The sequence below is a fragment of the Rhizobium sp. BK491 genome (assembly GCF_014194925.1).
Classification (GTDB): domain Bacteria; phylum Pseudomonadota; class Alphaproteobacteria; order Rhizobiales; family Rhizobiaceae; genus Rhizobium.
In genome coordinates this window covers 836,767-849,189 of the sequence record NZ_JACIAR010000002.1, presented here as the reverse complement: position 1 = coordinate 849,189, position 12,423 = coordinate 836,767, and the positions used below count along the sequence as shown (strand labels likewise).

The 12,423-nt window shown below is 60.8% G+C and carries 12 protein-coding genes; 8 read left to right on the top strand and 4 right to left on the bottom strand.

Translation table 11 applies throughout. The features are described from left to right. Positions 1 to 138 precede the first annotated feature (138 nt). The 4 genes from betI to betA all read left to right on the top strand — a co-directional run bounded on the left by betI (position 139) and on the right by betA (position 4,649). Positions 139 to 726 (top strand): transcriptional regulator BetI, encoded by a 588-nt coding sequence (betI, locus tag FHX05_RS12020; RefSeq protein ID WP_112335552.1) that lies wholly within the window; start codon positions 139 to 141, stop codon positions 724 to 726. A 4-nt stretch (positions 727 to 730) separates the two neighbouring features. Next, positions 731 to 1,372 (top strand): glutathione S-transferase family protein, encoded by a 642-nt coding sequence (locus tag FHX05_RS12015; protein WP_183871863.1) that lies wholly within the window; start codon positions 731 to 733, stop codon positions 1,370 to 1,372. Then, positions 1,372 to 2,835 carry a betaine-aldehyde dehydrogenase gene (gene betB / locus FHX05_RS12010; protein ID WP_183871861.1) on the top strand — a complete coding sequence of 488 codons (1,464 nt, stop codon included), beginning with the start codon at positions 1,372 to 1,374 and terminating at the stop codon, positions 2,833 to 2,835. Before FHX05_RS12015 ends, betB begins: the two co-directional genes overlap by 1 nt. A 164-nt stretch (positions 2,836 to 2,999) precedes the next feature. After that, entirely contained in the window at positions 3,000 to 4,649 is a 1,650-nt protein-coding gene (betA, locus tag FHX05_RS12005) for a choline dehydrogenase (protein ID WP_183871859.1), read from the top strand. Positions 4,650 to 4,661: 12 nt separating this feature from the next. On the opposite strand, the gene FHX05_RS12000 is transcribed toward betA, so the two are convergent. After that, entirely contained in the window at positions 4,662 to 4,958 is a 297-nt protein-coding gene (locus FHX05_RS12000; RefSeq protein WP_112605784.1) for a type II toxin-antitoxin system RelE/ParE family toxin, read from the bottom strand. Then, positions 4,955 to 5,227 carry a YlcI/YnfO family protein gene (locus tag FHX05_RS11995; protein WP_183871857.1) on the bottom strand — a complete coding sequence of 91 codons (273 nt, stop codon included), beginning with the start codon at positions 5,225 to 5,227 and terminating at the stop codon, positions 4,955 to 4,957. Before FHX05_RS11995 ends, FHX05_RS12000 begins: the two co-directional genes overlap by 4 nt. Before the next feature lie 191 nt (positions 5,228 to 5,418). Here FHX05_RS11995 and FHX05_RS11990 point away from each other — a divergent pair, with 191 nt between their 5' ends. Then, positions 5,419 to 6,780, top strand: a complete 1,362-nt coding sequence (locus tag FHX05_RS11990; RefSeq protein WP_183871855.1) for a chloride channel protein — start codon at positions 5,419 to 5,421, stop codon at positions 6,778 to 6,780. A gap of 50 nt (positions 6,781 to 6,830) precedes the next feature. Here FHX05_RS11990 and FHX05_RS11985 read toward each other — a convergent pair whose 3' ends face one another. Further along, positions 6,831 to 7,277, bottom strand: coding sequence for an Rrf2 family transcriptional regulator (locus FHX05_RS11985; protein ID WP_015339121.1), 447 nt, complete (start codon positions 7,275 to 7,277; stop codon positions 6,831 to 6,833). Between the two features lie 490 nt (positions 7,278 to 7,767). Here FHX05_RS11985 and FHX05_RS11980 point away from each other — a divergent pair, with 490 nt between their 5' ends. From FHX05_RS11980 to cysN, 3 genes are all read left to right on the top strand, one after another. After that, positions 7,768 to 8,508 (top strand): phosphoadenylyl-sulfate reductase, encoded by a 741-nt coding sequence (locus tag FHX05_RS11980; RefSeq protein WP_112605794.1) that lies wholly within the window; start codon positions 7,768 to 7,770, stop codon positions 8,506 to 8,508. A gap of 126 nt (positions 8,509 to 8,634) precedes the next feature. Beyond that, a complete protein-coding gene (gene cysD / locus FHX05_RS11975; RefSeq protein WP_183871853.1) occupies positions 8,635 to 9,588 on the top strand; it encodes a sulfate adenylyltransferase subunit CysD in 954 nt (317 codons plus the stop codon). 1 nt (position 9,589) lies between these two features. Continuing rightward, on the top strand, positions 9,590 to 11,080 hold the full coding sequence (gene cysN, locus FHX05_RS11970; RefSeq protein ID WP_183871851.1) for a sulfate adenylyltransferase subunit CysN: 1,491 nt from the start codon (positions 9,590 to 9,592) through the stop codon (positions 11,078 to 11,080). 144 nt (positions 11,081 to 11,224) lie between these two features. On the opposite strand, the gene hisC is transcribed toward cysN, so the two are convergent. Then, positions 11,225 to 12,283 (bottom strand): histidinol-phosphate transaminase, encoded by a 1,059-nt coding sequence (gene hisC / locus FHX05_RS11965; protein ID WP_183871849.1) that lies wholly within the window; start codon positions 12,281 to 12,283, stop codon positions 11,225 to 11,227. Between the last annotated feature and the right edge of the window lie 140 nt (positions 12,284 to 12,423).

Here is a 12,423-nt window from a genome sequence, read left to right as displayed (position 1 = left end):
CTTCGGAATTATGGCACAGAAATGCTTTGCGGAAAGAGGTTGCGGATTTTTCCTGAGGGAGGGCTGGTCACGTGATTTTTTTATTGATTGATCAGTCAATCAAAAATACACTCGTCTTCAGTCTTGGGGATTGACGCAATGCCGAAAGTCGGAATGGAACCGGTGCGCCGAAAGGCGCTGGTTGATGCTGCAATGCGCGTGATCGGCGATCACGGCTCGCTGACCGTCACCATGTCCGAAATCGCCAAGCAGGCCGGCGTTTCCCCCGCCCTTGCGCATCATTATTTCGGCAGCAAGGAACAGCTGCTGATCGAAACCGTCCGCGTCCATCTACAGCGGCTGCGCGACAGCGTAGTGACGGCGCTTAGGGCCGCCACGACACCCCGCGAAAAGCTTTCCGCCGTCATCCGCGTCAGTTTCCAGGCCGATCAGTTTGCGCCGGAAACGATCGCGGCATGGCTCGCCTTCTATGCCGAGGCGCAGCGCTCGGAAGAGACGCGGCGCTTTCTCGTCATCTATGCGCGGCGTCTGCATTCGAATCTCGTTGCCAATCTCAAGGCGCTGTGCCCGGCCGAGGATGCCGGGCGGATTGCGGAGGGTGCGGCCGCGATGATCGACGGGCTCTATATCCGTCAGAGCCTCAAATCGGCGCCGATCAGCACCGAGGCGTCGATCGCGCTGACCGAAGGCTATCTGACGACCCATCTCAACGCGTTGAAAGGCTGACGTCATGCTGACCGTCTGGGGCCGCAAATCGTCATCGAATGTACAGGCGCTGATGTGGTGCATCAGTGAGCTCGGTCTTGCCCATGAGCGCATCGATGCAGGCTTTACCTACGGCGTCAACGACACGCCTGAATTCCTGGCGATGAACCCGAACGGCACCGTACCGGTGCTACGCGACGGTGATGACGAGCCGCTCTGGGAAACGGGCGCCATCCTGCGTTACCTCGCCACACAATATGGCGACGATGCCTTCTGGCCGAACGATGCGCGCCATCGCGCTCAGATCGACAAATGGGCTGAGTGGGCCAAGATCAACATTGCTCAGGGCTTCACCGGCCCGATCTTCTGGCGGGTGGTGCGCACGGCCCCTGCTCTCAAGGACGAGAAGGCGATCGTTGCGGCTGTTGCAGCACTCGGTGCGAAGCTTGACATCGCCGAGTCGCAGTTCGGACGGCATCGCTTCCTTGCGGGCGATAATCTGACGTTGGCCGACATCCAGTTCGGGCACGTTCTCTATCGCTATTTCGACATCGATATCCAGCGCCCTGCCCATCCACGGCTTGAGCGATACTATGAAAACCTCACCGAACGACCTGCTTTTCAAGAGCATGTCATGGTGTCCTATGAAGAACTGAGGGTTCTATAATGCGCGCACAACCGAAAGCCTCGCATTTCATCGACGGGGAATATGTCGAGGACACCGACGGCACTCTTATCGAAAGCATCTATCCGGCGACCGGCGAGGTGATCGCCCGCCTGCACGCGGCAACGCCCGCCATCGTCGAAAAGGCGATCGCGGCCGCAAAGCGGGCGCAGCCCGAATGGGCCGCCATGAGCCCGACAGCTCGCGGCCGCATCCTGAAGCGAGCAGCCGAGATCATGCGCGAGCGTAACCGCGAGCTTTCCGAGCTGGAAACGCTGGATACCGGCAAGCCGATCCAGGAAACCATCGTCGCCGATTCGACTTCGGGCGCAGACAGCTTCGAATTCTTCGGCGGCATCGCGGCGGCCGGTCTCAACGGCTCCTATATCCCGCTCGGCGGCGATTTCGCCTATACCAAGCGCGTGCCGCTCGGCGTCTGCGTCGGCATCGGCGCATGGAACTACCCGCAGCAGATCGCCTGCTGGAAAGGCGCGCCGGCACTGGTCGTCGGCAACGCCATGGTGTTCAAGCCTTCGGAAAACACGCCGCTCGGCGCGCTGAAGATCGCTGAAATCCTCATCGAGGCCGGTCTGCCGAAGGGACTCTACAATGTCATCCAGGGAGACCGCGAAACAGGGCCGCTGCTCATCAACCATCCCGACGTGGCCAAGGTATCGCTGACGGGTTCGGTGCCGACCGGCCGCAAGGTGGCGGCTTCGGCCGCCGGCAATCTCAAGCATGTCACCATGGAGCTCGGCGGCAAGTCGCCGCTGATCGTTTTCGAGGATGCCGATATCGACAGCGCCATCGGCGGCGCGATGCTCGGCAATTTCTATTCGACGGGCCAGGTCTGCTCCAACGGCACCCGCGTTTTCGTCAACCGCAAGATCAAGTCTGAATTCCTGAAGCGCCTGAAGGCCCGCACCGACGCGATGCTGATCGGCGACCCGATGGACGAGGCAACGCAGATCGGCCCGATGGTGTCCTGGACGCAGCGCGAAAAGGTGCTTTCTTACATCGAAAAGGGCAAGGCCGAGGGCGCGACGCTTTTGACCGGCGGCGGCATCCCGAACAATGTCTCCGGTGAAGGCTATTACATCCAGCCGACCGTCTTTGCCGACGTCACCGACGACATGACGATCGCCCGTGAAGAGATCTTCGGACCGGTCATGTGCGTGCTCGACTTCGATGACGAGGCCGAGGTGGTCGCCCGCGCCAATGCGACCGAATTCGGCCTTTCCGGCGGCGTCTTCACCGCCGATCTCACCCGCGCCCACCGCGTGGTCGACCAGCTGGAGGCCGGCACGCTCTGGATCAACACCTACAATCTTTGCCCAGTCGAAATCCCCTTCGGCGGCTCCAAGCAATCCGGATTCGGCCGCGAGAATTCGCTGGCGGCGCTGGAGCATTATTCGGAATTGAAGACCGTCTATGTCGGCATGGGGCCGGTACAGGCGCCTTATTGATCCACCTCCCCCTTGAGGGGCGCCGCTTAGCGGCGGGTGGGGTGACCAGCCGCAGCGCGTGTAGCAGCAATCACCCCACCCCGGCCTGCGGCCGACCCTCCCCCTCGGGGGGAGGGTGCAGAACCGCCTCGATTTACGCCCCTTACCACTTGGAGCACATGGTCATGCAAGCAGATTTCGTCATCGTCGGCTCGGGCTCGGCTGGCTCCGCCATGGCTTATCGCCTGTCAGAGGATGGCAAGCATTCGGTCATCGTCCTAGAATTCGGCGGCAGTGATTTCGGGCCGTTCATCCAGATGCCGGCGGCACTTGCCTGGCCGATGAGCATGGACCGCTACAATTGGGGCTATCTCTCCGAGCCGGAACCGCAGCTCAACAACCGGCGCATCACCGCCCCGCGCGGCAAGGTGATCGGCGGCTCGTCCTCGATCAACGGCATGGTCTACGTGCGCGGCCATGCCGAGGATTTCAATCGCTGGGAGGAGCTCGGCGCCCAAGGTTGGGCCTATGCCGATGTGCTGCCCTACTTCAAGCGGATGGAGCATTCACATGGCGGCGAAGAAGGATGGCGCGGCAAGGATGGCCCGCTGCATGTCCGGCGCGGCGATGCCCGCAATCCGCTCTTCCACGCCTTCATCGAAGCAGGCAAGCAGGCGGGCTTCGAGGCGACGGAGGATTATAACGGCAGCAAGCAGGAAGGCTTCGGCCTGATGGAGCAAACGACCTGGATGGGACGTCGCTGGTCTGCGGCGACAGCCTATCTCAAGCCTGCCCTGAAGCGGCCGAATGTGACCCTCGTTCGCTGCTTTGCCCGCAAGGTCGTCATCGAAAACGGCCGCGCGACCGGCGTCGAAGTCGAGCGCAATGGCAAGATCGAGATCATCAGAGCGAACCGCGAAGTGATCGTTTCCGCTTCCTCGTTCAACTCTCCGAAGCTGCTGATGCTGTCCGGCATCGGACCTGGGCAGCATCTGCGCGACATGGGGATCGAGGTGAAGGCCGACCGGCCGGGCGTCGGCGCCAACCTGCAGGACCATATGGAATTCTATTTCCAGCAGACGAGCCTGAAGCCGGTGTCACTCTATTCCTGGCTACCCTGGTATATGCAGGGGATTGCCGGTGCGCAGTGGCTGTTCTTCAAGAAAGGCCTTGGCACCTCGAACCAGTTCGAAGCCTGCGCCTTCCTGCGCTCGGCACCCGGCGTCAAGCAGCCGGATATCCAGTACCACTTCCTGCCTGTCGCCATCAGCTATGACGGCAAGGCGGCGGCCAAGAGCCACGGCTTCCAGGTGCATGTCGGCTACAACCTGTCGAAATCGCGTGGGAACGTCACGCTGCGCTCATCCGACCCGAAGGCCGATCCGGTGATCCGCTTCAACTATATGAGCCATCCGGAAGACTGGGAGAAATTCCGCCACTGCGTTCGCCTCACCCGCGAGATCTTCGGGCAGAAGGCCTTCGACGAGTACCGGGGCACGGAAATCCAGCCAGGGGCGAATATTCAGACCGATGATCAGATCGATGCCTTCCTGCGCGAGCACCTGGAAAGCGCCTATCATCCCTGCGGCACCTGCAAGATGGGCTCGAAGGATGATCCAATGGCGGTGGTCGATCCCGATACCCGCGTCATCGGCATCGACGGCCTGCGCGTCGCTGACAGCTCGATCTTCCCGCATGTCACCTACGGCAATCTCAACGGCCCTTCGATCATGACCGGTGAGAAGGCGGCCGACCACATTCTCGGCAAGCCGCGGCTGGCGCGTTCGAACCAGGAGCCCTGGATCAATCCGCGGTGGGAGACGAGCGATCGGTAAGGTGGGCAGGTATCAGTGATAGTCTTCTTCGCGCTGATGCCTGATCGCCAATATCGTTATCGTCTCGCTGTCTTCGATCTCGAATAGAGCGACACAACCGGAAGAGCCGAACGGGATAACGAGTTCGCGGAGAAACGCGTCCGCCGACGCTTTGCGGCAGCTGAACGGAAAATTCTCGAGAAATTCCGTTGCCTTGACGATGGCGTCATAGGCTTTTTCCGCAAGCTCGATATCTCTCAAAAGCAGATAATCATACAGCCGTTCGAGATCTTCGAGCGCGCCTTGAGAGTAGCGTACGGCAAATGTCATTTGTGCCTGGAAGCTTTGGCGGCTTCAAGCTTGCCCTTCAGCATTCCCAGCACGTCGTCAGCGCTGTGATACACGCCGGTTTTTTTCGCATCCTCTTGCGCAGCAAGACCGCGAGCAATGAATTCAGCCTTCGTTCGGCGGTGTTCAATCTGCGCACGCAGCGAGCTTTCCACAAATGCTGACAAGGTCTCACCTTCTCGCAGCACGCTTTCAGCAGCGGCGCGCAATGCGGGATCGACCCTCAAGGGAGGAATGGAAGCGGATTTCATTCACCGGCTCCTTTGCATTGCAATTGCGATACATTCTATTCGATCGCTCGAAACGGTCAACACGTGGATTAAGCCTTGGCCGCAAAAGGAAATTCTGCAAGAAAGATCGATATCGCAATTCGCTTTATGGTGAGCCGCTCGCAAGAATATCTCGAAAAGTTATGCGAGCCAGCCTATCGGTCACATGTCAGATGCCCCCTATCTACCGCAAGTCCAAGCTCCTCCGCCGCTCCCGTGTCATCTGGGGCTCGTTCAATCTCTGGCGGCCACGTCTGGTGTTCTGGACGGGCGCTCTGGCGATCGGCGTCATCAGCGTCGGCTTCGCCAAGCTCGCCGATCTGGCGCAGCGGGCTTTTACCGGCGTGACGCAATCGGGTGAGTGGATGTGGCTTCTGCCGCTCCTGCTGACACCGCTCGGTTTCGTTATGTCGGCCTATCTTGCAGCGACGCTGTTTCCCAATTCGCAGGGGAGCGGCATTCCGCAGGCGATCGCCGCGCGGCACCTACATCATGAGGAAGATCGAACGAAGCTGCTGTCGCTCAGGCTAGCTTTCGGCAAGATCGTGCTGACCATATTGGGGCTCTTAAGCGGTGCCTCGATCGGCCGCGAGGGACCGACAGTGCAGGTCGGCGCGTCCTTCATGCTGGCGGTTGCCCGCTTCGGCGGCATGGCGCAGGCGAAGGGCCTGATCCTCGCCGGTTCTGCCGCCGGTATCGCCGCTGCCTTCAATACGCCGCTTGCGGGTATCGTTTTCGCTATCGAGGAGATGAGCCGCACCTATGAATCCCGCGCCAACGGCCTGGTCCTGATGGCCGTCATTCTTTCCGGCCTTGCCGCACTCGGTCTTTCCGGCAGCTACAATTATTTCGGTACGGCCGATGTGGCCCCAACAATGCTTCGGGACTGGATCGTCATGCTGATCTGCGGTGTGGGCGGCGGCGCGCTCGGCGCCACTTTCAGCGGATTGGCGCTCTATGCCGGCATCCGCATCCGCCGCTGGGCGCAGCCTCAGCCGTTGAAACGCATGCTGATCCTTGCCGGCCTCTGCGGCCTTGTCGTTGCCGCTGTCGGCGTGCTCTCCGGCGGCCAAACCTTCGGCACCGGTTACGAGCAAGCCCGCGGCGCCGTGGAAGGACATGCCCTGCCGCTGCTCTTCTTCGTCGAGAAACTACTGGCAAGCTTCCTGTCGATGATCTCGGGTATTCCTGGCGGCATCTTCGCGCCTTCGCTTGCCGTCGGCGCCGGTTTCGGCAGCACGGTCGGCACGCTGATCGGCGGCAGCATCGCACTTGCGGCGATCCTCGGGATGGCCGGCTATTTCGCCGGCGTGGTTCAGGCACCGATGACCGCCTTCGTCATCATTCTGGAAATGACCGGCGATCACCAAGCCGTCATCCCGATCATGGCTGTATCGATGATCGGCTATGTGACGTCGCGGCTGCTCTCGCGCGAGCCACTGTATCATGGGCTGTCCCGCGTCTTCATCGCCGCAGCAATCCGCGCCCGGCGCGCCATGGACAAGGAAAGCGGCGAGGAACACGCCGCCCACTGATTGTCGAAGCGCTGCGAGGAAGACCCGTTAGCTCCCTTGGACCTGATCAGTTAGGCCATCAGCCTGGCAACTTCCGCGTCCTCCGGCTGAGCGATGGCATCGGCGATGGTCGTCGAGAACAACACCTTGCGGGTCGCGTCCGCCACCCGGGCAAAGACGTGGCGGATTTCGCAGGTCTGCTCGCCGTCGCAATCGTCGCAGCGACGATAGGCTGTCAGTGACAGACAGGGCAGCGGCGCCAGCGGCCCATCGATGACCCGCAGGATTTCGCCGAAGGTGATTTCGTTTGCCGGCTTGCGCAAGAGGTAGCCGCCCTGCTTGCCGCGGCGGCTGATGACGATGCCCTGATGCTTCAAGTCGAGAAGGATCTGTTCCAGGAATTTCTTCGGGATCTTCTGCTGGGCGGCGATGTCGGAAATCATCATCGGCTCACCCGCCTCGGATTGGGCCAAGGCAGACAGCGCCCGCAGCGCGTATTTTGCTTTCTGAGTAATCATTTCGAACCGCTTCACACACACATGCGATACGTCCGGTCGAGAGATTCGGCCGGTCCGCTACAGAACTCCTCAGCCCTCGTCCCCGAGGCAATTTCGAAGCACCCACACCCTTGACGCACGGCCAGGAAACGTTAGCAACCCAAACTTGTTGTCATTCTTCGTCGCTATGCCAATAGTTTAGCGCAAAATCCATCGCAGCGCATCATTTTGGGCATCACTTCCGATTTCCATTTGACAAGCTATGTGTAACTCTACTATTTCTATAGACATTAAAGCAAGCACTTAAACATGGCGAGCCATATCAAGTGCTTCCGAAGGGCCGCCATCGGTGGCAAATCGCCTTGGTTAGGAGCCGAGGCGGTCGCTTTTCCTTATCGGCGCTGCTTCATGGAGATATTTACTCTCCAGCCGCTCCGTTTCGAAATCTATTTTTCTGTCCGCTGCCGTTGCGAACTGCGATACTCCCGGCAACATCAGGACAGGATCCCCCATGACTGCCATTACCCTCATTGAAGATGCCGCGACGCTCAACAGCCAGCTTGCATCGCTCGATCTTGCCGGCCGTCTATCTCTCGTGGCCGGGCTCGGTGGCCGTGCCGTGTTCACGACGTCGCTCGGGATCGAGGATCAGGTGATCACGGCGGAGATCGGCAATCACCGCCTGCCGATCGAGGTGGCGACCCTGCAGACCGGTCGCCTCTTCCCGGAAACGCTCGCTCTGATGGACGAGACGGAAAGCCAATATGATATCAAGATCGTCCGCTACGAGCCGGAACAGGCCGATATCGACGCCTATGCGGAAAAATACGGTCTGAACGGTTTCTATGAGAGCGTCGAAGCCAGGCATGCCTGTTGTGGCGTGCGCAAGCTGAAGCCGCTTGCACGGGCACTTTCGGGCGCCAGCATCTGGATCACCGGCCTGCGCCGCGGCCAGTCCGCCAACCGCGCCGATACGCCCTTCGCCGAATTCGATCCCGAGCGCAATCTGATCAAGATCAACCCGCTCGCCGATTGGGACATCGATGCCATCCGCGTCTATGTCGCCGACAACAGCGTTCCGGTGAACCCTCTGCATGCGCGCGGCTATCCCTCGATCGGCTGCGAGCCCTGCACCCGCGCCATCAAGCCGGGCGAGCCGGAGCGCGCCGGCCGCTGGTGGTGGGAGAACGACGAAAAGCGCGAATGCGGTCTGCATGTCCACGAAGAAGGTGCTGCCGCACCCGCACAATAAAGCACCCGCCGGCTCCCGGCATCGATCCGAAGCGCGTCTCCTGCGCCGCCGATATCTAGGGAACCAACGCATCCATTCTTTCCGGCCAAGTTTCGGTCGGGACATTTGAAAGTTCTGGAGTCATCAATGCCCGATAGCCGTCCGGATACGGAAATCTCCAATCCGCAAAGCGTCAAGCCGCCGCTCGATCCGCATCTGAAAGCGCTGGAAAACGAGGCGATCCACATTTTCCGCGAGGTCGCCGCCGAATTTGAGCGTCCCGTGATGCTCTATTCGATCGGCAAGGACTCGTCGGTGCTGCTGCATTTGGCACGCAAGGCCTTCTATCCCGGCCGCGTCCCCTTCCCGCTGCTGCACGTGAACACCGGCTGGAAATTCGCCGAGATGATCACCTTCCGCGACGAGATCGTGAAAAAGTACGATCTCGACCTGATCGAGCACATCAATCCGCGTGGCAAGGCGGAGAACATCACGCCCTTCACCTATGGCTCGGCGCGCTACACCGATATCATGAAGACGGAAGCGCTGCGTCATGCGCTCGATGCCGGCCAGTTCGACGCGGCTTTCGGCGGCGCCCGCCGCGACGAGGAAGCCTCGCGCGCCAAGGAGCGCATCTATTCCTTCCGCACACCGGATCATCGCTGGGACCCCCGCAACCAGCGCCCGGAACTCTGGAACATCTACAACGGCCAGATCCGCAAGGGCGAAAGCGTTCGCGTCTTCCCGCTTTCCAACTGGACGGAAGTCGATATCTGGCGCTACATCCAGGCCGAGGAAATTCCGATCGTACCGCTCTATTTCGCGGCGAAACGCCCGATCGTCGAGCGCGACGGCATGATGATCATGGCGGCAGATCCAAGGCTGGAACTCTTGCCCGGCGAAGCCAAGCGCGAGGAACTCATCCGTTTCCGCACGCTCGGCTGCTTCCCGCTGACGGGAGCCATCCGCTCCACCGCCACGACCCTTGAAGAGATCATTGCAGAGCTGGAAATCGCCACGGTTTCCGAGCGACAGGGCCGCGCCATCGACCGCGACCAGTCCGGCTCCATGGAAAAGAAGAAGCGCGAAGGATATTTCTGAGATGACCGTAAACGCAAACGTCGTCACAATTCCTGCTGTCGGGCCCGCCGCCGAACCGGCTAAAGCCCTTCGCGACTCGCGCCCGCTTCGCCTGATTACCTGCGGCAGCGTCGATGACGGCAAATCGACGCTGATCGGCCGTCTCCTCTGGGATACCAAGGCGGTCAAGGAAGACCAGGCTGCCACGCTTCAGCGCGATTCCACCGGCAAGCAGAACGATCTCGGCCTCCCCGACTTCGCTCTGCTGCTCGACGGCCTGCAGGCAGAGCGCGAGCAGGGCATCACAATCGATGTCGCCTATCGCTATTTCTCGACCGACAAGCGCTCCTTCATCGTTGCCGACACACCCGGCCACGAGCAATATACGCGCAACATGGCAACCGGTGCCTCCACCGCCGATCTCGCCGTGCTGTTGGTCGATGCCCGCATGGGCATCCTTGAGCAGACCCGCCGGCATGCGACGATCGCGTCGCTGCTCGGCATCAAGCAGTTCGTTCTGGCCATCAACAAGATTGACCTGACAAACTACGACCGTGCCGGCTTCGAGAAGATTTCCAACGACTTCCGCGAATTCGCACTGTCGCTCGGCGTCAAGCAGATCACCGCCATTCCGATGTCGGCGCTGAAGGGTGAAAACGTAGTCTATTCCGGCCAGGCTGCCATGCCGTGGTACACCGGCCCGACGCTGGTCGAGACGCTAGAACTGGCGACCGTTCGCTCCGCCCAGACGGTTGGCTTCCGTCTTTCGGTGCAACGCGTCTCCCGCCCGGGTGAGAGCTTCCGCGGCTATCAGGGCACGGTCGCCGGCGGCTCGGTAAAGCCGGGCGACAGCGTCATGATCCTGCCGTCGGGCATGGTCGCCAATGTCTCGAAGATCGTCACCTTCGATCTCGTGCGCAACGCGGCGGTCGCCGGCGATGCCATCACGCTCGTTCTCGACCGCCAGGTGGACGTGTCGCGCGGCGATATGATCGTCGCCATCGACAGCCAGCCGCAGACGGGCCTCTCCTTCGACGCGCAAATCGTCGCGCTGCAGCCTGAGGGCATCGAGCCTGGCAAGCGCTACTGGCTGAAGAGCGGCAGCCGCCGCCAGCGCGTGCAGGTTCAGCCGATCGCCCAGCTTGAGCTGAAGACCGGCGCATGGGCTCCGGCGCAGGCGCTCTGGATGAACGCGATCGGCAAGGTTCGCCTGACCTTCGATGAGAGCGCCATCTTCGATCCCTATGAGCAGAACCGCTCGACCGGCTCCTTCATCCTGATCGATCCGGAAAGCAACAACACGGTTGCGGGCGGGATGATCACCGGCAAGCATTCCGATGTCGGCGGCATTCACAAGGATGGCCAGCGCGTCCTCCTGTCCCTGCCCGCCGATCTCGCCGAGCAGATCATGGCAAGCGAGCTCTTCGCCAGCCGCCGCGATGAAACGGATGTGCGCCGCGTGACCGCCGCACAGGCCGCGGAAATCTGGGCGAACGCGGCAAGCGACATCTGATCGCTATCACATGTAATAACAGAAGGCGGCGGGCTCGGCTCCGCCGCCTTTTTCATTTGCTGCTTAATGGCGCCATTGCGGCCACGGTAGAGGCCACTCGTTCCTTTTTGACAGTCTTGAAGCAATCCTCCCGAGCTGCCAGTGTCACTGCAATATCTCGCCGAAAGCCGCCACCAGGCGGTCGCACTCCTCATCCGTTCCAATCGTGATGCGCAGGAAGTCGTCGATACGCTCGGCGGAAAACCGTCTTACCAGAATGTTCCTGCTCCGAAGCTCTGCCGCCAGTTCCACACCCGGCCTGCTCGGATGCCGCGCGAACAGAAAATTCGCGGATGACGGCAGAACGTGAAAGCCCAGCTCCCCGAGTTTGGCGGCCAGCCGTTCCCGGCTGGCGATGATCATGGCGCGATGGCGTTCGAACCAGTCCCGATCCTTCCAGGCCGCTACCGCACCTGCCTGCGCAAGCCGATCGAGAGGATAAGAATTGAAGCTGTCCTTGACCCTTTCCAGTGCCTCGATCAGCGGCCGTTGCCCGACAGCGAAACCGACGCGCAGGCCGGCGAGCCCGCGCGACTTCGACAGGGTCTGAATTACCAAGAGGTTCGGATATGTCCGGACAAGTGGAACCGCGCTCTCGCCGCCGAAATCGACATAGGCCTCGTCGATGACGACGACCTGATCGGGATGAGCCTTGAGAAGGCTTTCGATATCGACCAGAGGCAGACCGATCCCTGTGGGCGCATTGGGATTGGGAAGGATAATCGCGCCGCAAGGCTGGCGATAATCGTCAAGGCGAACCCGCATGTCCGCATCGACTGGAACCTGCCGGAACTTGATCCCGTAGAGGCGGCAATAGGTCGGATAGAAGCTGTAAGTGATATCGGGGAAAAGCAGCGTCTCTTCATGGTTCAGCAGCGCCTGGAACGTGTGCGCCAGAACCTCGTCCGATCCGTTGCCGACGAAGACCTCGTCCTTGTCGAGCCCGAAACTCTCGGCGATTGTAACACGCAACTCCCGCGCCGTCGGATCCGGATAGAGCCGCAGTGTGTCGGCTGTAGCCTTCGAGATCGCCTCCAGGGCAAGCGGCGAAGGACCGTAAGGGCTCTCATTGGTGTTGAGCTTGATTATTCCACCCGTGGTCGGCTGCTCGCCGGCGACATAGGGGGTCAAGGAATGAACAATCGGGCTCCAGAAGCGGCTCATGGTGATTTCCAAAGTTAGCGATTACAGACCGATCGTGCGGCAAGTCTGCATATGAGCAAACACCGTTGCAAACTCCAGCTCCTGCGACAACTGCCTCCCGAGCAATTCTGAAATTATCTCGCTCGGCAGGCAAGCGGGCC